Annotated in this window: 23 protein-coding genes; 1 reads left to right on the forward strand and 22 read right to left on the reverse strand. The window is 45.4% G+C overall.

The window, feature by feature from the left end; genetic code table 11:
- Positions 1 to 268: 268 nt before the first annotated feature.
- From NYE36_RS18640 to NYE36_RS18695, 12 genes are all read right to left on the reverse strand, one after another.
- The gene (locus NYE36_RS18640) at positions 269 to 457 is read right to left on the reverse strand and encodes a CsbD family protein (protein ID WP_015418407.1); all 189 of its coding nucleotides are present in this window, start codon (positions 455 to 457) and stop codon (positions 269 to 271) included.
- A 74-nt stretch (positions 458 to 531) separates the two neighbouring features.
- Positions 532 to 1,011: a hypothetical protein gene (locus tag NYE36_RS18645; RefSeq protein WP_025285407.1), complete on the reverse strand. Its 480-nt coding sequence runs from the start codon at positions 1,009 to 1,011 to the stop codon at positions 532 to 534.
- A 120-nt stretch (positions 1,012 to 1,131) separates the two neighbouring features.
- Positions 1,132 to 2,262: a tetratricopeptide repeat protein gene (locus tag NYE36_RS18650; RefSeq protein WP_094032558.1), complete on the reverse strand. Its 1,131-nt coding sequence runs from the start codon at positions 2,260 to 2,262 to the stop codon at positions 1,132 to 1,134.
- Between the two features lie 190 nt (positions 2,263 to 2,452).
- Positions 2,453 to 3,478, reverse strand: coding sequence for a GTP 3',8-cyclase MoaA (gene moaA / locus NYE36_RS18655; protein WP_012118655.1), 1,026 nt, complete (start codon positions 3,476 to 3,478; stop codon positions 2,453 to 2,455).
- Between the two features lie 17 nt (positions 3,479 to 3,495).
- Entirely contained in the window at positions 3,496 to 4,284 is a 789-nt protein-coding gene (gene fdhD, locus NYE36_RS18660) for a formate dehydrogenase accessory sulfurtransferase FdhD (protein ID WP_015418410.1), read from the reverse strand.
- Between the two features lie 94 nt (positions 4,285 to 4,378).
- The gene (locus NYE36_RS18665; RefSeq protein ID WP_007407587.1) at positions 4,379 to 4,543 is read right to left on the reverse strand and encodes a hypothetical protein; all 165 of its coding nucleotides are present in this window, start codon (positions 4,541 to 4,543) and stop codon (positions 4,379 to 4,381) included.
- Positions 4,544 to 4,628: 85 nt separating this feature from the next.
- On the reverse strand, positions 4,629 to 5,309 hold the full coding sequence (locus NYE36_RS18670; RefSeq protein ID WP_012118657.1) for a VWA domain-containing protein: 681 nt from the start codon (positions 5,307 to 5,309) through the stop codon (positions 4,629 to 4,631).
- Positions 5,310 to 5,616: 307 nt separating this feature from the next.
- Positions 5,617 to 6,303, reverse strand: a complete 687-nt coding sequence (locus tag NYE36_RS18675) for a VWA domain-containing protein (protein WP_015418411.1) — start codon at positions 6,301 to 6,303, stop codon at positions 5,617 to 5,619.
- A gap of 264 nt (positions 6,304 to 6,567) precedes the next feature.
- Positions 6,568 to 7,599 (reverse strand): stage II sporulation protein D, encoded by a 1,032-nt coding sequence (gene spoIID / locus NYE36_RS18680; RefSeq protein WP_094032559.1) that lies wholly within the window; start codon positions 7,597 to 7,599, stop codon positions 6,568 to 6,570.
- Positions 7,600 to 7,798: 199 nt separating this feature from the next.
- Positions 7,799 to 9,109, reverse strand: a complete 1,311-nt coding sequence (gene murA, locus NYE36_RS18685; protein WP_007614362.1) for a UDP-N-acetylglucosamine 1-carboxyvinyltransferase — start codon at positions 9,107 to 9,109, stop codon at positions 7,799 to 7,801.
- Positions 9,110 to 9,142: 33 nt separating this feature from the next.
- Positions 9,143 to 9,883, reverse strand: a complete 741-nt coding sequence (locus NYE36_RS18690; RefSeq protein WP_015418413.1) for a YwmB family TATA-box binding protein — start codon at positions 9,881 to 9,883, stop codon at positions 9,143 to 9,145.
- 141 nt (positions 9,884 to 10,024) lie between these two features.
- Entirely contained in the window at positions 10,025 to 10,255 is a 231-nt protein-coding gene (locus NYE36_RS18695; protein ID WP_199022219.1) for a DUF1146 family protein, read from the reverse strand.
- A 172-nt stretch (positions 10,256 to 10,427) separates the two neighbouring features.
- On the opposite strand from NYE36_RS18695, the gene NYE36_RS18700 reads away from it, so the two are divergent.
- Positions 10,428 to 10,898, forward strand: coding sequence for a hypothetical protein (locus NYE36_RS18700; protein WP_007407595.1), 471 nt, complete (start codon positions 10,428 to 10,430; stop codon positions 10,896 to 10,898).
- Between the two features lie 44 nt (positions 10,899 to 10,942).
- Here the strand turns inward: NYE36_RS18700 and NYE36_RS18705 are convergent, their stop codons facing one another.
- The 10 genes from NYE36_RS18705 to upp form a co-directional block, all read right to left on the reverse strand.
- Positions 10,943 to 11,341, reverse strand: a complete 399-nt coding sequence (locus tag NYE36_RS18705) for a F0F1 ATP synthase subunit epsilon (protein WP_003151176.1) — start codon at positions 11,339 to 11,341, stop codon at positions 10,943 to 10,945.
- A gap of 23 nt (positions 11,342 to 11,364) precedes the next feature.
- The gene (gene atpD / locus NYE36_RS18710; protein ID WP_003151173.1) at positions 11,365 to 12,786 is read right to left on the reverse strand and encodes a F0F1 ATP synthase subunit beta; all 1,422 of its coding nucleotides are present in this window, start codon (positions 12,784 to 12,786) and stop codon (positions 11,365 to 11,367) included.
- 25 nt (positions 12,787 to 12,811) lie between these two features.
- Positions 12,812 to 13,675 (reverse strand): ATP synthase F1 subunit gamma, encoded by an 864-nt coding sequence (gene atpG / locus NYE36_RS18715; RefSeq protein ID WP_003151172.1) that lies wholly within the window; start codon positions 13,673 to 13,675, stop codon positions 12,812 to 12,814.
- Between the two features lie 75 nt (positions 13,676 to 13,750).
- Positions 13,751 to 15,259: a F0F1 ATP synthase subunit alpha gene (gene atpA, locus NYE36_RS18720; protein ID WP_003151170.1), complete on the reverse strand. Its 1,509-nt coding sequence runs from the start codon at positions 15,257 to 15,259 to the stop codon at positions 13,751 to 13,753.
- Positions 15,260 to 15,275: 16 nt separating this feature from the next.
- The gene (locus tag NYE36_RS18725) at positions 15,276 to 15,821 is read right to left on the reverse strand and encodes a F0F1 ATP synthase subunit delta (protein WP_003151169.1); all 546 of its coding nucleotides are present in this window, start codon (positions 15,819 to 15,821) and stop codon (positions 15,276 to 15,278) included.
- Positions 15,818 to 16,330, reverse strand: a complete 513-nt coding sequence (atpF, locus tag NYE36_RS18730; protein ID WP_003151168.1) for a F0F1 ATP synthase subunit B — start codon at positions 16,328 to 16,330, stop codon at positions 15,818 to 15,820. The genes NYE36_RS18725 and atpF overlap by 4 nt, the downstream gene beginning before the upstream one ends.
- A gap of 142 nt (positions 16,331 to 16,472) precedes the next feature.
- A complete protein-coding gene (gene atpE, locus NYE36_RS18735; RefSeq protein ID WP_003151167.1) occupies positions 16,473 to 16,685 on the reverse strand; it encodes a F0F1 ATP synthase subunit C in 213 nt (70 codons plus the stop codon).
- 45 nt (positions 16,686 to 16,730) lie between these two features.
- A complete protein-coding gene (gene atpB, locus NYE36_RS18740; RefSeq protein WP_014419099.1) occupies positions 16,731 to 17,465 on the reverse strand; it encodes a F0F1 ATP synthase subunit A in 735 nt (244 codons plus the stop codon).
- Between the two features lie 7 nt (positions 17,466 to 17,472).
- Entirely contained in the window at positions 17,473 to 17,856 is a 384-nt protein-coding gene (gene atpI, locus NYE36_RS18745) for an ATP synthase subunit I (RefSeq protein WP_003151155.1), read from the reverse strand.
- A gap of 421 nt (positions 17,857 to 18,277) precedes the next feature.
- Positions 18,278 to 18,907: a uracil phosphoribosyltransferase gene (gene upp / locus NYE36_RS18750; protein ID WP_015418415.1), complete on the reverse strand. Its 630-nt coding sequence runs from the start codon at positions 18,905 to 18,907 to the stop codon at positions 18,278 to 18,280.
- Between the last annotated feature and the right edge of the window lie 122 nt (positions 18,908 to 19,029).

The raw sequence follows: 19,029 nt of genomic DNA on the forward strand, positions 1-19,029 counted from the left end.
GAAATGTTAAGTGATAAAAGTTATTCGACGGTGAACGGCCCGATTCCTTTTGCAGAAATTACCGATTTCTCATTTTTTTCTTCAACAAACGTTTAATCAAATGTGAAGAAAGGTTACATTCTATGTGAATATTATAAAGAAATCGCCGGGGAATTTATAGAATATTTAAAAATTTAGTGAATATTAACCAAATGAACTGGAATTTTTGTCATTTCTCATAACAAAAAGCCCAAAATATTTTGGGCTTTTGCTGTGTTTCACTATCAAATTAATCATCACTGAGTTTATCTTTCGTTTTGCCGACACCCTTTTGCAGGCTGCCTTTCGCTTTGTCTTTTTTACCTTCCGCTTTTAAGTCGGACTTGTCTGCCATGTCGCCTGCTTTGTCCTTTGCTTCCCCTTTCATTTTGTTCATTCCGCCTTTTACTTTGTCTTTTAAACCGTTATCTTGACTCATGATCTCTTCAGCTCCTTTTTTGTTCTGTGTACTTGTGTTCTTCCCTCTCAGCCTGATAGCAAACATTTCAACTCTCAATTATTGATTTCACAGCGTTCCCCGTAGCGGAGCACTTTGTAAACGGCCAATCCGTCTGACAGCTTATTATCACCGTATTGCACCGGCAGAAGAGCAAAGAAAACATAATAAGTTGAAAAATAGACAAATTGGTAAAAAAATAAGTTTGGCTCGAGGACATCTTTCATGATCAGCAGATTTACTAAAAAGATAGAAGCGATATTAAACAGACAGCCTCCGGAATAGACGAGCGCGCTCGTCAGACGGTTATCTATCCGCAATTCGCCGAACTTGCAGAAAGAATCTATGAAGTAGATACGCCGAACCTGAATCGGCCCTACTTTTAAAAGACGTTTCCCCATTCCGATATCCAATGATGCCTTGCCTCCGAACAGCATGGCCATAAAGCTGTGCCCCGACACATGGATGACAGACACCATCGGCAGAATGATGAGAAAAGATACGAAAAACTTTATCATATCATTAAATCCGAACAACAAATCCCCCCCTCGCATATGCTTTTTTCTCTCTTTTGCGATTTTTCCGTTTTTTTCTATGATCAAACGTTATAATGTGCATAAAAAAATAACCATCTGCTGATCAGATGGTTAAGAAAATTATATATCGTATAAACACTGTTCTTTTTGAATGTTTTCTCTCATGCGAATCGCTTTTTCATAAAAATACGCCGCTTCTTTATATTGCTCATGTGCGCTTGTGTAAACGGCGGCCTCCAAGGCGAAATCTTCAATATACACATACAGCGATTTTTCATTCATATAGTCAAACACTTCATGGATTAACTCCATATTGAGCGACTCCAAATAAAGCGCTTGTAAAAACTTATACTTCTCTAAACTGAATCGATCGCCCCGTTCTTTCGCGATCATGACCCCTCTTTCATAATAGGTAAGGGCCGCTTGGTCATCATGCAGCCTGAAAAGGGTGTGCGTTAAGCTGAACAGCGCCTTCGGAAGCTGTTCAAGCTGATGCTCTTCAAAAACGGGAACCGCTTTTCTAAAGTACCGGGCCGCTTCATCCAGATCCCGCTTTTCAGAATAACAATTCCCCAGATTGTAAAGCGAAGACCCGATCAGGCGGGGCTGTCCTTCAAGCAAAGAAAGGCGGAGGGCTTCGTCTAAATGCTCAAGCGCTTTGTCGTAGTTTTTGCAGTCGATGTAGTTTCCTGAGATGACGAAATGGCATTGAATTCTCCGCACTCTGTAGAAATCGTGTTTCATATACGTATCCAGCGCTTGAATCCCGTGATTCATGGAAAAATGAGTCTGCTTCATGACATAAAACACTTCAGACATCTTGAAATGGAATTCCGCCCTCTCTATATCATCCTCGACAAATGAAAGGAGTTTTTCCGCTTTCCGGTAAAAAGAAATAGCCGCAACATAGTTATTGTGATCGAATTCATACATCCCTCTGAACAAATGGAAATAATACTCAGACAGTCCCGATATGCTGTCCGTGCTTTCGATCGTCTTTTGCAGCTCGCTGTACTGAATCTGTGATTGTTCGGTGCATTCCGGCTTGACGTAATCAAGCATAATATGATGGCGGTAGCTGATCAGCTGATAATATAACAGCAGCAGCTGGTCTTCCTCCATACGTTGTATATCCTCATCAATTTCCTCTTTCAGCTTTATGGCATCAGCCGCTTGAAACGCTAAAATGTGCTTGTACCATTTGTTGATCTTGACTCCAACTTGAGATGACGGAATCTCGTATGCGGTCATGCCCCTTTCACAACCTTTTCTAATTTCTATTGGTTATATTTTAACATATTGTATGGCTTTGGAATTGCATAACTTGATTGTCCTGCATCAAAATTCCTATCATATATTTCGGCTGTCACCGGTATTTTTTGAACAGACCGCTCTCATATTGTGAATAAAAAAGCCTGCCCTTGTCCGGGCAAGCTTTTCTTCATCCGCCTATATAAGACATTTCCACTTTCTTTTTCCCATCCGTTTTAGAAAGCGCGCGGTCAATTGAATACTGATCCGTGCGATTTCTCCAGACAGAAGCGATGGATTCCGTCAATTCATCATCGGTCAGACCGCCGCGCACGAGTTTCCGAACATCATAGCCGCTTGACGCAAACAGGCACGTAAACAGCTCGCCTCTCGCCGACAGGCGCGCTCTGTTGCAGGAGGCGCAAAATGCATCCGAGACGGAGGAAATCACGCCGATTTCGCCGGAACCGTCAAGATAGCGGAACCTGGAAGCGACCTCTCCTTTATAATTCGCTTCTATCGGCTCCGTCGGCATGTGCTGGTTGATCAGATCAATAATCTCTGCCTTCGTGATCACGTCTTTTTTATTCCATTGATTCGTATTGCCTACATCCATAAATTCAATAAACCGGAGAATATGACCCTTTTCTTTAAAATAGCGGGCCATCGGCAGGATATCTTTTTCATTGACGCCCTTTTGAACAACCATATTGATTTTCACACCGAGTCCGGCCGCTTTTGCCGCCTCAATGCCCTCAAGCACCTTGTTCACGGAAACCCCGCGGCCGTTAATGGCCTTAAACCGCTCATCCTCTAAAGAATCGAGGCTGACTGTCACGCGATGCAGCCCCGCCTGCTTCAGTTTTTCCGCATACACGGGAAGCAGAGAGCCGTTTGTCGTCATCGCGATATCTTTAAGTCCGGGGATGCGCGCAAGTTTTTTGATCAATTCAGGCATATCTTTTCTCATGAGCGGCTCTCCGCCCGTCAGCCTGATTTTTTCAACGCCGAAGCGGCCGACAAACAGCTTCGCAAGCCGCTCAAGCTCCTCGAAGGAGAGCAATTCCGTCTTTTGTAAAAATGGATAATCCGGTCCGAATAATTCGGCTGGCATACAGTACGTGCATCTGAAGTTGCAGCGGTCGGTTACAGAGATACGAAGATCCCTGAGCGGCCTTTCCCTTTTGTCTGTCACCCGGCGCGTTTCTGTATTCATAAGCCCAAGACCCCTTTCTATTGTTCAACCCGTTCAGGATGTGTGTATACGTTAAATGATCCGTTTCTGACAAAACCTATCGCGGTTATGTTCAGCTCTTCCGCCATTTGCAGCGCGAGCTCCGTCGGCGCCGATTTTGAAATGACAATCGACACGCCGATTTTTGCGGCTTTTAATAAAACCTCTGAGGAAATCCGGCCGCTGAAGACGATCAGCTTGTCACGGACCGGCATTCCGTTTTTCAAACAGCAGCCGTACAGCTTATCCAGCGCGTTGTGGCGCCCGATGTCCGTCCTCATGAAGAGCAGCTTTTCCGTATCGCACAGCGCCGCATTATGGACGCCGCCCGTTTCCCGGAAGGTGCCGCTCCCGCTTTGCATCTCCTTCATCAGGCGAAGGCACGTCTCAGGAGTTATGGTGATACGGCTGACGGCGGTTTTGGCCGTTTTCACATCCTGCTGAAAGTAAAAATGGCGGCCTTTCCCGCAGCATGAACCGATGACCCTCTTCGTATAGTCTTTTTGCTCAAGCACTCCGGAATTCGTCAGTTCAACATATGCAAACCCGAGACTTTCATCTATAGTAAAGCTTTTGATTTCTTTTTCAAAACGAATGACGCCTTCTGATGCGAGAAATCCGATGACGAGTTCCTCTAAATGGTCAGGCGTGCAGACGAGCGTAACAAATTCCTGTCCGTTCACCATGACGGTCAGCGGATACTCTGAAACCATCCGATCTGCCGTCTTTGTTAATACCCCTTTTTCATAGCGGTATATGTCTCTTACCGCTGTTGTTTTTTCATCCACTGTTTTCCCCTCCGCAGTATCCTTCTCTTTTATTCTTCCACAATCCCTGTATTTTGTCGAATTTGCGGTTTAAAAAAAGAGCCCTCTTAGGACTCTATGTTTCATTGCGATGATGTCTGCTCAGAATGGTGAATAAAATAACTGCGGCGATAATGGCCAATATACTGACGAATATGAAGGCGGCAAGCTTCAGAAAAATTCCCATCAGAACAAAAACGACTGCCGCCAGCACTAATATAATGCCTGCTCCTTTTAACAACAGCGTTCATCTCCTTTTATCCGTATCATTCCCGCGGTTCCGTTTTCTAAACAAAAAAGACGCCGCGCGGGCGTCCTTTTTTAACCTATTCTTTTGCTAAATCCTTTGCAGCGTCTTCCCAAGCCTGTTTGAACTCGTCCGCGCTGTCAGCTGAGACATATGTGCCGCCTCCCGCTTCCGCCGCTTTTTCAAGGCTTTCGCTTCCTTTCATGCCGAAGTTGAAGCCGATGATATTGACGATCGTGTTGACGTTCGCTTTACGGAGCTTTTGGATTTCGGCCTGAGGATTACCGCCGCATGTTTCTTCACCGTCTGTGATCAGATATACGACGTTTTTCCCCGTGGCGCCGGCCCGCTCAAATTCTTCACGCGTATCAGAAAGCGCTTTCGCAATCGGTGTCCAGCCGGTCGGTTTAATCTTGCTGAGTGATTGCTCAAATGGAGTCACGGCGTACGGCTGAAGGCCGTATAACGTTTCTGTCGCATTACATGATACGGCTTTGCCTGAGTTTTTATTATTGCCCTTATGCCCGAATACCCGAAGCATCAGATTCGTGTCTTCAGGAAGAACTTCCGCAAAAGAAGTGACAGACTCTTTCGCAACATCTATTTTACGCTCTCCCCCTGTTTTTTGTATCATGCTTCCGCTTGCATCAAACAGCACGGCAACATTTGTTTCTTCGTGCTTTTTCTCAGCTGCAAAAACAGGTGATCCGAGTGAAAGCGTCAAAAGTCCGACAATCCCCGCAGTGAACATTTTTTTCATTTCCTTCATTCCTCTCCGTTTGTTTTTGGCCGATGGGCCCCCGGCTCTTCTCTATGCTAGATGAGGAGTATGCAAAAAGATATAGGGCGGGATTCCTTTTGTATAAGCGTCTGTACACCGTTAAAAATGAACAGAATTATGCGCATCATCCTAAAAAGATTGGATAAATGATGACAGATTTAATGCCTTTTTCGCCCTTTTTGTAATATAAGTCCGGAATCTGATTCTTTTTACAGTTTTCTCTTCATCTTTTCTTGAAATTTTTGTTAAATAAAAATAAAAAAAAGGGCCGCTAAACGGCACCTTTCTATTCCGCTAATGAACTCGCTTCCAGGGTAAAGATGCGGTTCATATCCTTTTGGCTGTGAGCTTCGTAATATTTTCCTCCGCCCGCACCGGCAATTGCGTGAAGCTGTCCGTTGAAGCCTTCTTTAAAGTCAAAGCCGATCACGTTGACTTTAATATGATGTTTGCGAAGTTCTTTCGCTGTCTTAATAGGATCTCCTCCGCATGTCTCCTCACCGTCTGTCAACAGGTAAACGGATTTAAAGCCGAATTTATGAACGCCGTTAAAAGAAGCTTTCGCATCCTCTAATGCTTTTGCAATCGGTGTCCACCCCGTAGGCCCGATTCCGTTCAGAGAGTTGAGGAAGCTCTGTCTGTCAAACCTTTGGAATCCGTATACACCGCGAATGGATTCGCAAGATTGAACTTTTCCGGAGTTTTTATTATTGCCTTCCGAACCGAAAACCGTCATTCTGACCTGTGATGTAGACTTAATTCGATCCGCAAAACGGACAATTTCATCTTTTGCCATATTGTATTTAGAAACGCCGTCAATCCGTTTCGCCATACTGCCGCTCGCATCAAGCAAAATAGCGATATTGTTTTTAAATAAAAATGTCTTCTCGTTTGCATTCTCGGCAGCAAAAGCAGGAGATGCAGCAGTCAGCATCAATCCGAGCATGAGTATGAGTGAAAATGTTTTTTTCATTGCTTTTTCTCCTTTTCAATAGATTTACGTTCAACGCCGAACAATATTTATCGTAAATGAGATGAAAAGGGAAATAAATAGGACGGCGTTCCTCATTATTTTTGCGTATATTCACATAGAAGCGGCATTTTTATCAGTGATTTACACCCGGCGCTCAGCCTTCAATCGACATTTGTCAGCCTTTAGGCTTTCGTTATATGAGTCTGTTGGTTGCTTTACCGTTTATGGAATAGTTTTCAAAAAAACAGACGCTCATGAAAGCGTCTATTTTTTCGCCATATATTTGTTTAAAAATGAATCTGCTTCGGAAATGTCCACTCCCTGATAATAATGCTTGACGATGTCCGCCACTGATTTTCCCTGCTCCGCCATGTAATTGGCCCCGTACTGGCTCATGCCGACGCCGTGGCCGAATCCTTTTGTCGTAATGGTGATGCTGCTGCCGTTTCGTTTCCATTCAAAGTCGGCAGAACGGAGTCCGAGTTTTTCCCGGATGTCTCTTCCCTTCAGCTTTTTGCCGTTGATGACGGCCGTTGCCACTTGATGGCCCGGCGTTCTGGCTGTAATCTGTCCCACCGTGTTTTGTCCTGAGAGCTGTACGCCGAGCTTTTGCTGAAACTCCGGCACACTGAAGGTCTGGGTGGCAAGATATTTCGGCGATTGCTTATCCCACGGACTTTTCACGCTTTTTAAATAAGGAATGGCGCTTGTCCAATAGGCTTCCGCATTTTCCGTATACCCGTTGCTCGTAGAGAAGAAAGATGCCTCAATCGGCTTGTTATCGTACGTTAAAATCTTTCCTTGCGTGCCGGCGACCGCGTTTGTGATTTTCTTGAGGTTGTGTGCGTACTTAGAACCCCATTCTTTTTTCAGCTGGCTTTTGCTTTGATAGACTTGGAACATTTGCGTATCATCCACCAGTGATCCTTTCGGCGCCTGGACGGCTGAGTCAGCGACCATCAGTCTGACGATGAATGTCCGGGCGGCGAGCGCCTGGGCTTTTAAGGCCTCCGGTTTAAAATCTGCGGGCATTTCGGAAGCCACGACACCGATCACGTACTCTTCAAGCGGAATGTTTTCTACAGAATGATTGGATGTCCGATAAACCGGAATGGATACAGGTGATTCTTTCAATGTTAATGCTCCTTTTGTTTCTCGTGTGGTGTGTGCTGTTTTGTGTCCGGGCTCTCTGTTTACGGCTGCTCCTTTTTCCGCCTGAAACGGAAGGACGAGAATGGTGGGGACTAGAAGAATAAGTATACACAGCCCGGATAGTAGAAATACAATCGGTTTCATATATCAGCTGCCTCCTGCTTGGGATTCGACTCTACTTCATCTTATGGGCAGGGACAAGCTAATATGACTTCCTTTTGGACAGAATCTTTATTCCATTTTTCAAGCGAAAAACGTATTCTTTTTTGGAAATCAGAGCATAATAATGATGATAAACCATAAAAAAACAGTATGCCAGATTGACATACTGTTTTTACAGCCATTATGCGTTTAGGTCAGTTACGACTTCTTTGCTTTCTTGTTCAGCGGCCGTTTCATCAACGACACGCTCGATGTCAGCGCCGAGAGCCGCAAGTTTTTGATGGAAATTCACATAACCGCGATCCAAGTGCTTCAGTTCCGTGACGCGTGTATGACCTTCAGCCACTAATCCCGCAAGAATCAGCGCCGCGCCCGCACGCAGGTCCGTAGCGGCAACTTCTGCGCCTTGCAGCTGTACAGGACCGTTAATGATCACAGAACGTCCTTCAATTTTAATGTCGCCATTCATCCGGCGGAATTCTTCAGCATGCATAAAACGGTTTTCAAACACAGTTTCAGTAATCATGCTTGTTCCGCTCGCACGGAGAAGCAGCGCCATCATTTGCGACTGCATATCAGTCGGGAATCCTGGGTGAGGCATCGTTTTAATGTCGATCGGCTTCAGCTGGGCAGGACCGATGACACGAAGGCCTTCTCCTTCATCCGTAATTTTGACTCCCATTTCTTCCATCTTCGCAATTAAAGACGTAAGATGCTCAGGAACCGCACCTTTGACTAATACATTTCCTTCCGTGATCGCCGCAGCCACCATGAAAGTACCCGCTTCAATACGGTCAGGAATGATGTTGTGTCTTACGCCGTGAAGCTTCTCGACACCTTCAATTTTAATGGTGCCTGTGCCGGCTCCGCGGATTTTTCCGCCCATCGCATTGATATAGTTCGCTAAGTCAACGATTTCAGGCTCTTTTGCCACGTTTTCAAGCGTTGTTGTTCCTTCAGCTAAAGCAGCTGCCATAATCAAGTTTTCTGTCGCACCCACACTTGGGAAATCTAAATAGATTTTTGCGCCCTGCAGACGGCCTTCCACTTCTGCTTCAATAAAGCCGTTGCCTACTTTGATTTTTGCACCCATTGCTTCAAAGCCTTTTAAATGCTGATCAATCGGTCTTGAGCCGATTGCGCAGCCGCCCGGAAGCGCTACTCTTGAATGACCCGTACGGGCTAACAGAGGGCCCATAACAAGCACTGACGCGCGCATTTTGCGCACATATTCAAAAGGTGCTTCTGTTTCTAAAGCGTAAGAAGCGTTTACGGTAACTTCATTATTCTCAAAATGCACATCTGCTCCTAAATGACGCAACACTTCATTAATTGTATATACATCGGAGAGCGTAGGTACATCACATATTACGCTTTTTTCTTCACTTGCTAATAAAGATGCAGCGATAACTGGTAAAACGGCATTTTTTGCTCCTTCAACTTTCACTGTGCCGTTTAACTTCTGACCGCCGCGGACGATGATTTTTTCCAAGGTATTCCCCTCCGCGTCCCTATATTCTCTATATTAATATTCAGTCGTCACGATTGGTGTGCCAACCGTAACGGTATGTTTTTCGCCCATTCCCGCACTTCTAAGCGCAACTTGCACATTCATCTTATGTTTCGATGTCATGATGTAATCTGTCCACTTATATGTAAATGCAGAAACAGAAACGAAATGAGGCTCAACTACATGTTCAACTGGACTTGCTTCAAATTCTTTCATGAGCTGTTCTGCTTTTTTTTGCAAAACAATACTCATATTATCATTTAAATGACCCTTTAGACAAGTAAAAATAAATACTTTATTTTGAAATATGTCATGTGCCTGCCGTTCAAACTGTTCATATGTATCATTCCAGTTTTCCGGTTGCTCCGGGCTCATTTGCTCATATAATAAATACGAAGTTGGGTTCTGGTTTTTGAGGGTAGTGACGAGCTGCAGTTTAAAAGTTGTGTGATTTTTTTTGTCAGAATACGTGCCGACGGCCTTTACGATTTTATCTTCCCGCGCGGATTCCCAATGATATTGCGGATACTGCGTCTTCAGTTCTTTTACCTTGTCATCAAATTCACTCAGTGACAGGTTCAGATTTTCTTTCGCATGAAGCGTCCATTCATCTACAGTGACCTGCTGCCGCTCCATTCCTTCGGCAATCTGGGCAAGCGGAGACAGCTCACTTGCATGAATGGAATGAAATACCGCTATTAAGGCGCTTAAAAAAACAAAAAATAAGATGATGCGGCCTGCTCTTTTTTTCTTCATATCGATCTCTCCCCCTTACTCCCATTTTTGCCGGAGCCGGGGAAAGCGATACATGGAAAACTTCGTCAAAACTCGCCAAGCGGGTGAAGAAAAATTGGTTTCTCACCCAGCGATTCCCTTCATTTCAACAGACGAAACATCTTAAAATAAGTATGGAAGCTGTTTCGAATAGGTAAGATAATCTAAAAAGAAGTCAGCGACTGCCGTACCGATCGCAATGGTAAGAAGAATGATCAGCAGCCTCGCCTGCACTATTTTTCCTTTTCGGATCAGCGGATCAAAGTTGACGGCCTGAAGCGCCCACCATGTCACCGCAATGCATAGCAGGTGAACCAGGATGCTGATTGCGGCCTGCTGCCCCAATACATTCACAAATTCCATCTCCTTTCATTTTTTCCGCCCCTCATATCCTCTCTTATTATATAAGAAGAAGAGAGAAAGATGATCATTTTTACATCAGAATTTTTATCCAAAATTAGGGGCAATCCCCGCTTAAATGTCCGTTCTCCGGCATGATATACTTTTTTGGAAAGGAGATGGGAATATGAATCATTCCTTTTTTCATCCGGAAAAGCAGTATGGAGAAACACTTCCCGTATTTGACCACGAGTGGGAAGCGATAGCATTCTACTATGATTATAGACAGTCTCAAACAGAGGAACTGAAAGAATTATGTCAGTTTTTCAACATTTCTCTTGATTATTCACGCGGCAGCCTGCTGGAAGTGGAAGCTCTTTACTTCCGCAGCATACAAGAGCTGCTTTTGGCGGATTGGAACCTGCCGATTGACGAATTTGAGAAAATGCTCAGCGTGTATGTCATCGATTGTGCCATCAGACACCATGACGATGCCGAATGGGTCGTCAAACCTTATCCGTATACGGACGGCGCTTATACGACGGGTGTGCGGAGAGGAAACAAAACGTGGCACACCGACAACTGCTGCGAACATTTATATCTGCAAAAAGAAGAGGATCATCCGCTTATCGGCGTCTATGAATCTCTTATGCGTTAATATAGAAAAAGAATCCTTCTCAGACAGCCGAGAAGGATTCTTTTTTAGTTTCCTGCAACATCCAATCTGTTTACAGCCCGCTGTAGCGCAAGCTCAGCCCGACGAATGTCAGTATCATCTGATCGTTTGTTCAAACGGTCTTCCGCCCGCTTTTTCGCAGCAAGGGCGCGCTCTTTATCAATGCTTTCCGCTGTTTCAGCGGCTTGTGCAAGGATAGTGACCTGATCAGGACGGACTTCTAAAAATCCGCCGCTGACAGCCGCCAATTCGGTCTGTCCGTCTTTTTTAAGGCGGACAGCGCCGATTTTAAGCGGAGCCACGGTCGGAATATGGCCAGGCAAGATACCGAGATCACCGCTCTCGGCTCTTACACTTACCATTTCAATATCAGCATCATATACTGGGCCGTCGGGAGTAACGATATTGACTTTAACGGTCTTCATGCTTTTACCCTCCTAGGACCAGATTAAACTTCTACACCCATCTCTTTTGCATTCTCAATGACTTCTTCAATGCGTCCCACAAGACGGAATGCATCTTCCGGAAGATGGTCATATTTACCGGAAAGGATTTCTTTAAAGCCTCGTACCGTTTCTTTAACAGGCACGTAAGAACCCTTTTGTCCCGTAAACTGCTCAGCTACGTGGAAGTTTTGAGAAAGGAAGAACTGGATACGGCGTGCGCGGTGAACGACAAGCTTGTCTTCTTCACCTAATTCGTCCATACCGAGAATCGCGATAATATCCTGAAGTTCTTTGTAACGCTGAAGCGTTGACTGGACTTCACGCGCCACCGCATAATGCTCTTCTCCGACAATTTCCGGAGCAAGCGCGCGGGAAGTGGAAGCCAGCGGATCAACCGCAGGGTAGATACCCATTTCAGTTAATTTACGCTCAAGGTTAGTCGTCGCATCCAAGTGAGCGAACGTTGTCGCCGGAGCCGGGTCAGTGTAGTCATCGGCAGGCACGTAGATCGCCTGGATAGATGTAACTGAACCAACGTTTGTAGACGTAATACGCTCTTGAAGCTGACCCATTTCTGTCGCAAGCGTCGGCTGATAACCAACCGCAGAAGGCATACGGCCGAGAAGCGCGGAAACCTCTGAACCCGCTTGTGTGAAACGGAAAATGTTATCGATAAAGAACAGTACGTCCTGTCCTTGTTTATCACGGAAATGCTCAGCCATTGTAAGACCCGTCAATGCTACACGCATACGTGCGCCCGGCGGCTCGTTCATTTGTCCGAAGACCATGGCTGTTTTCTTGATAACGCCTGAATCGCTCATTTCGTAGAAAAGGTCGTTCCCTTCACGAGTACGCTCTCCTACACCGGCGAATACGGAAATACCGCCGTGCTCTTGCGCGATGTTGTTGATTAATTCCTGGATTAATACGGTTTTACCTACGCCGGCGCCGCCGAACAAGCCGATTTTACCGCCCTTGATGTAAGGAGCGAGCAGGTCAACAACCTTAATTCCCGTTTCAAGAATTTCAACCTCAGTTGAAAGCTCATCGAATGAAGGAGCTGATCTGTGGATCGGGTCCTTTTGAGCATCCGCAGGCAGCGGTTCATTTAAATCAATTTTATCTCCCAGTACGTTAAATACGCGTCCGAGAGTCACATCACCGACAGGAACGGAAATTGGCGCACCTGTATCAACAGCTTCCATTCCGCGCTGAATTCCGTCCGTAGATGCCATGGCAATTGTACGGACTGTATCATCGCCTAAATGAAGAGCAACCTCTAGCGTTAGGTCGATGCCTACTTCATTTTCGCCTGTAGCTGGCTGTGAAACTTTAATCGCATTATAAATCGCAGGCAAGTGGCCGTCCTCGAAACGTACGTCGACAACCGGTCCAAGCACCTGACTTACGCGTCCTTTCTTCATCGCTATCCCTCCTGACAAAATCTTTCTATTCTAAAGCGGCTGCACCGCCGACAATTTCGGTAATTTCTTGTGTAATCGCCGCTTGACGCGCGCGGTTATATGAAAGCGAAAGTGAATCAATGAGTTCTTTCGCATTATCAGTCGCATTTTTCATTGCTGTCATTCTCGCAGCGTGTTCACTTGCTTTACTGTCAAGAAGCGCGCCGTAAATTAAGCTTTCCGCATATTGAGGAAGCAGCACTTCGAGCACCTCTTCTTCATCCGGTTCGAACTCGTAAGAAGCCGTGCGCTTCCCGCCGCTCGTTCCGAAATCCGTTAAAGGCAGCACTTTTTTCTCCGTCACTTCCTGTGAAATCGCACTGACGAAATGGTTATACACCAAATGCAGTTCATCAAAAGCGCCGTCGATAAACATTTGAACCGTCTGACGGGTCAAATCTTTAATCTGAGCAAAAGTGACCTCGTCGCCAAGCCCCACTAACTCAGACAAAATCGGCATTTCCCGTTTTTTGAAGAAATCGCGGCCGACTCTGCCGATTGCAATCACCGTGTATTCATCTTTAGACTGATGGCGTTCTTGAATGGTGCGGTAAGCGTTTCGCAAAACCGAACTGTTAAACGCACCCGCAAGCCCGCGGTCAGACGTAATGACGAGATACGCCGTCTTTTTCACTTCTCTTGAGACAAGCATCGGGTGTTTCGCGTTTTTCGCGCCTTTTCCGACGTTAAACACAACCTCCTGGATCTTATCCATATACGGAGCAAATGACTTCGCGTTGGTTTCCGCACGGTTCAGCTTCGCAGCGGATACCATCTGCATGGCTTTTGTAATCTGGCTTGTTTTTTTCGTTGACGTGATCCTTGACTTAATATCGCGTAATGAGGCCAAAGATTTCACCACCTTTATTCTTCATTTGCGTAAAAAGAGAGAAAAAGAGAACCTTTTTCTCTCATCTTCTAAGGGTTAGTTGCTTGGTGCAAATGTGCGTTTGAAGCCTTCGATTGCAGCTTTGAAGTCTTCATCAGCAGGAAGGTTTCCTGTTTTCGCAATGCCGTCAAGCAGATCTTTATGGTTTTGATCAAGGTACATGTAGTACTCTTCTTCAAAACGTCTGATATCCGCAACCGGAATATCATCAAGATATCCTTTTGTCAGCGCATAAAGAATGGCTACCTGTTTTTCAACCGGAAGCGGTTTATTCAAGTCTTGCTTCAGCACTTCAACTGTACGCGCACCGCGGTTCAGTTTCGCCTGAGTCGCCTGGTCAAGATCAGATCCGAATTGGGCGAACGCTTCAAGTTCACGGTATGAAGCCAGGTCAAGACGCAATGTTCCCGCTACCTTTTTCATCGCTTTGATTTGGGCTGATCCGCCGACACGGGAAACGGATAATCCGGCATTGATCGCAGGACGCACGCCTGAGAAGAATAGGTCAGATTGAAGGAAAATCTGTCCGTCAGTAATGGAAATGACGTTTGTCGGGATATAAGCGGAGATATCTCCTGCTTGTGTTTCGACGAACGGCAGCGCCGTAATTGATCCTGCACCTTTTGCGTCACTCAGCTTGGCTGCGCGCTCAAGCAGACGGGAGTGAAGATAGAATACATCCCCAGGGAATGCTTCACGGCCCGGCGGACGGCGAAGAAGCAATGACAGCTCACGGTAAGCGGCCGCTTGTTTGGATAAATCATCATATACGACGAGAACGTGCTTGCCGTTGTACATGAATTCTTCACCCATTGTCACCCCTGCATACGGTGCAAGGTACAGAAGCGGAGCCGGCTGTGAAGCGGACGCCGTCACGACAATCGTGTAATCAAGCGCGCCATGCTTACGAAGTGTTTCCACTACGCCGCGCACTGTAGATTCTTTCTGGCCGATCGCTACGTACACACAGATCATGTCTTGATCTTTTTGGTTTAAGATTGTATCAATCGCAACAGATGTTTTACCTGTCTGACGGTCACCGATAATCAGCTCACGCTGTCCGCGGCCGATCGGAATTAACGCGTCGATCGCTTTGATACCCGTTTGCAGCGGCTCATGTACCGATTTACGGTCCATTACGCCTGGAGCCTGGCTTTCGATCGGACGTGTTTTGCTTGTCAGAATCGGACCCAGTCCGTCTACCGGCTGTCCGAGCGGGTTGACGATACGTCCGATTAATTCTTCACCTACAGGAACTTCCATGATGCGGCCCGTTCTTTTGACCTCATCACCTTCACGGATATCTCTGTAAGGTCCTAAGATAACGATACCTACGTTGGATTCTTCAAGGTTTTGAGCCATACCCAAAACGCCGTTTGAAAACTCAACAAGTTCACCGGCCATACAATTGTCAAGGCCGTGCACACGCGCAATACCGTCTCCGACTTGGATGACTGTACCTACGTCATGAACTTCAATTTCAGATTGGTAATTTTGAATTTGCTGCTTTATCAGCGTGCTAATCTCTTCAGCTTTGATGCTCACTTAGGTTTCACCCCTTCTATCGATTTCCTCCGGCAAGTTGACGTTCCATGCGCTCAAGCTTTCCGCTTACGCTTCCGTCATAAATCCGGTTTCCAATGCGGACTTTAATGCCGCCTATTAAATCCGTCTGCACTTCATTTCTGATTCTGAGCGAAGCGATTCCGGCTTTTTTTGCAAACACTTGAGACAATGATAACATTTCCGCTTCTGACAGCGGTTTTACTGAATAAACAACCGCGTCCTCTGTCTGACGGGCCTGATTGGCAAGTTTGATAAACTCGTCTGTGAGATCAGGCACAATCGAAGACCGGCGGCGGTCAATCAGAAGAAAAATCGTATGCAGCACAGACTCAGACAGTGCGCCGAACGATTGCTGAATCAGCTCTTTTTTCTTAGCGGCCGATACCTTCGGATGGCTTAACACTTCCTGTAATCCGGCTTCGTTCCGGAACACTTCTTTTAGTACGGTAAGCTCTTCTTCGATTTCATTGATTTGAGAAGTCTCAACGGCAATGTCGAAAAGCGCTGACGCGTATCGTTTAGAGACAGCAGATCCACTCATCGGCTTTCTCCTACCTCTTTAAGATAGTCCTGAATCAGTTGTTCCTGGGCTTGTTCATCAAGCTCTTTTTCAATCACTTTCGATGCGATTAAGACAGAAAGTGATGCGACTTGCTCGCGAAGTGCGGAAACCGCTTGTTCTTTTTCTTTGACAATTTCGGTTCTCGCCGCTTCTTTCAATCTTTCAGACTCGGCGCGTGCAGCCTGGATAATGTCTTCCTTCTGCTTTTCACCCAGTTTTTTCGCATTTTCAATGAGTGATTGTGATTCCTGTTTCGCTTCTTTTAAAAGAACGCGCTGCTCTTCAATCAGCTTCTGCGCTTCTTTATTTCTTTCTTCAGCGGACGTAATTTCGCCGGCGATGTGATCTTCACGCTGTTTCATTATATTTAATAGCGGTCCAAGAGCGAATTTCTTGAGAAGCGCTAATAAAACTAGCATAGCTAACAATTGGAATAGGATATCTCCGCCGTTAAACGACAGTCCTAATTCAAGAGGTAATTGAGACATCTACTACGGCAACTCCCTTCTGCAGGTTTTCTCTGCTGATAAAAAGCCGTTTTGGGACGGCGTGCTTATCAGACATAAAGCAATGGCGAAGGTTCTCTTAGAGTGATCTTCGCCATTTTTAGTTCATATAAGGCTTTTTTGCTTAGCCAAAGAACGCTAAGAACGCGATAACGACAGCGATAATCGGAAGGGCCTCAACCAATGCGATACCCATGAACATAAGAGTTCTAAGTTCTTTTCCTGCTTCCGGCTGACGGGCGATTCCCTCTACCGTACGTGAAACGATCAGACCGTTACCAATACCTGCACCAAGTGCACCTAAACCGATTGCAATTGCAGCTGCTATTAAATTCATGAAAAAGTTCCTCCTTTAAAATGTTATCCGAATGGATATATGATTTTAATGATCATGACTGATTTTGTGTGACATGTACACCATCGTCAGCATCGTAAAGATAAATGCCTGGATGGTACCGATGAACAAGCTGAACGCCTGCCATGCAAGCATCGGAAGAATGGCTCCGACTGTGCCGACCAAACCGAGAAAGAAACTGTTTGAGTAGAAATTCGTCGCCAGATTCGCAAGCAGGCCAAGAAGAATTTCCCCGGCGAAAATGTTACCGTAAAGACGAAGTCCGAGTGTCAGCGTATTCGCAAACTCCTCAATGATCTTCATCGGGAACATAAGCGGAACCGGTCTGAGGTAATCCTTAGAGTATTCCTTCAAACCTTTCATCTTCACGCCGTAATAGTGCGTTAACGACACAACCATAACGGCTAGAGTCAGAGTAATAGCCGGATCGGCCGTCGGTGATTTCCACCAAAGCTCGTGTCCGACCGTTACAGAAAACGGCAGCCCCAGCATATTTGATACAAATATGTACATCAGCAAGGTTACACCAAGCGCCAAGAAGTTAGCCCCTGTTTTTAAATCCATTGTACTGCCTATAATATTTCGGACAAAATCAACAATCCATTCCATGAAGTTCTGGGCTTTTCCCGGACGGATGGACAGCGTTCTCGTAGTGAGAATCGCAATCAGCAGCACAATCACACTTGCCACAGTAATCATCAGAATGTTTGTCAGATTAAAAGTAAGACCAAACAAATCAATAGTTCTGTAATCGTGATTCAATGGGTTTTCACCTCTCTTCCATTGATGAACGTTTGAGCTGAATAATGGAATCTATCATAATGACGGGATAAATTGTCATTAATCCAATAATCACACTTGCCACACTGACTTTATCGGGATATTTAAAGGCGACAGCCATCGCAAGTATCGCATTGCACCAACGCGCTGCGCTCCCGAGTGATCGTATGGACTTTCCTTTCGCCACGGCCTTGTCAAAAGCATTCATTCTTCTGGTCAAGAGCCACAAATTAAACAAACTGAAAACAGTTCCCAAAAAGAGGCCTAAAAAAACAGTTTTATACGCCGTAAGACCATATCCCAGCAAATAGATTGCTAAGATTACAAATACATATCTCCGTTGTCTGCTGAATGTAAGATTGGGATCGTCCATCAACTATCTGTCTCCTGATGAAAATGTAATATAATTCCTGGATACGGCAAAACATGCGGTTAACCCTTTGCAGAAGGCCTTTTTTTGTCCCGCAAAACGGCCTGTTCGAAAAAACCACTCATCCTCCTGATGCCACGGGATGCTGTTTCATTCGCTTAGATAAATCCTCATATAACGGGTTTTTTGGAGGATTTAAATTGAGGATGGATACTAGAAATGAAAGGAATGAAAACCTTCTCATAATACCCTCGTTTAGCATACAATAGCCCCTAACATGTGTCAATCTGTTTAAAGTTAAAAAACTTTTTATACCGAAAGCATACACAGAATGTTCACAAATTCACCTATAAATGTATGAACTCTGCCCATTCAGCAAATATCTGGATAAAAAAAGAAAACCCCCTGAATGAGGTTTTCCGATTTATTTGGTTCCGTACAGTCTGTCACCCGCGTCACCGAGGCCCGGAACGATATAGCCTTTTTCATTCAGTTTTTCATCAAGGGCGGCGATATAAATATCAACGTCAGAATGATGTTTCAGCAGCTCTTCCACGCCTTCTGGAGCCGCTACAAGACACATAAAACGAATGTTTCTCGCGCCGCGCTTTTTCAGGCTGTTTATCGCTTCCACCGCAGAGCCTCCCGTAGCAAGCATCGGATCCACGACAATAAATTCGCGTTCTTCTACATCAGAAGGAAGCTTGACATAGTATTCCACCGGTTTTAAGGTTTCCGGATCACGGTATAATCCGACATGTCCCACTTTAGCGGCCGGGATTAATTTCAGCATGCCGTCAACCATTCCGAGACCCGCTCTCAGGATCGGCACGATACCGAGTTTCTTCCCTGAAATCACTTTGGATGTCGCTGTTTGAACAGGTGTTTTCACTTCCACTTCTTTAAGAGGAAGATCACGTGTAATTTCAAACGCCATCAGTGATGCGACTTCGTCCACAAGGTCTCTGAAATCCTTTGTGCCTGTATTTTCATTCCGAATATATGTCAGTTTATGCTGGATTAAAGGATGATCAAATACGTAAACCTTTCCCATACTGTGTTCAGCTCCTTTTTTGTTGTCCGAGTGACTTTTTCACACTTCTATTGATTCTACAGAAAAAGACAAACAGTTTCAAGAAAATCATAAAAAAACCCGCCGGATTAAGGTTCCGGCGG

The sequence above is a fragment of the Bacillus sp. FSL R5-0593 genome (assembly GCF_038603755.1).
Lineage (GTDB): Bacteria > Bacillota > Bacilli > Bacillales > Bacillaceae > Bacillus > Bacillus velezensis.

What these genes read in the sequence shown, in the direction of transcription:
- NYE36_RS18640 (WP_015418407.1), bottom strand. Translation starts at nt 457, where the DNA reads ATGAGTCAAGATAACGGTTTAAAAGACAAAGTAAAAGGCGGAATGAAC.
- NYE36_RS18650 (WP_094032558.1), bottom strand. Translation starts at nt 2,262, where the DNA reads ATGACCGCATACGAGATTCCGTCATCTCAAGTTGGAGTCAAGATCAAC.
- moaA (WP_012118655.1), bottom strand. Translation starts at nt 3,478, where the DNA reads ATGAATACAGAAACGCGCCGGGTGACAGACAAAAGGGAAAGGCCGCTC.
- NYE36_RS18670 (WP_012118657.1), bottom strand. Translation starts at nt 5,309, where the DNA reads ATGAAAAAAATGTTCACTGCGGGGATTGTCGGACTTTTGACGCTTTCA.
- NYE36_RS18675 (WP_015418411.1), bottom strand. Translation starts at nt 6,303, where the DNA reads ATGAAAAAAACATTTTCACTCATACTCATGCTCGGATTGATGCTGACT.
- spoIID (WP_094032559.1), bottom strand. Translation starts at nt 7,599, where the DNA reads ATGAAACCGATTGTATTTCTACTATCCGGGCTGTGTATACTTATTCTT.
- NYE36_RS18690 (WP_015418413.1), bottom strand. Translation starts at nt 9,883, where the DNA reads ATGAAGAAAAAAAGAGCAGGCCGCATCATCTTATTTTTTGTTTTTTTA.
- NYE36_RS18700 (WP_007407595.1), top strand. Translation starts at nt 10,428, where the DNA reads ATGAATCATTCCTTTTTTCATCCGGAAAAGCAGTATGGAGAAACACTT.
- NYE36_RS18705 (WP_003151176.1), bottom strand. Translation starts at nt 11,341, where the DNA reads ATGAAGACCGTTAAAGTCAATATCGTTACTCCCGACGGCCCAGTATAT.
- atpD (WP_003151173.1), bottom strand. Translation starts at nt 12,786, where the DNA reads ATGAAGAAAGGACGCGTAAGTCAGGTGCTTGGACCGGTTGTCGACGTA.
- NYE36_RS18725 (WP_003151169.1), bottom strand. Translation starts at nt 15,821, where the DNA reads ATGAGTGGATCTGCTGTCTCTAAACGATACGCGTCAGCGCTTTTCGAC.
- atpF (WP_003151168.1), bottom strand. Translation starts at nt 16,330, where the DNA reads ATGTCTCAATTACCTCTTGAATTAGGACTGTCGTTTAACGGCGGAGAT.
- atpE (WP_003151167.1), bottom strand. Translation starts at nt 16,685, where the DNA reads ATGAATTTAATAGCAGCTGCAATTGCAATCGGTTTAGGTGCACTTGGT.
- atpI (WP_003151155.1), bottom strand. Translation starts at nt 17,856, where the DNA reads ATGGACGATCCCAATCTTACATTCAGCAGACAACGGAGATATGTATTT.
- upp (WP_015418415.1), bottom strand. Translation starts at nt 18,907, where the DNA reads ATGGGAAAGGTTTACGTATTTGATCATCCTTTAATCCAGCATAAACTG.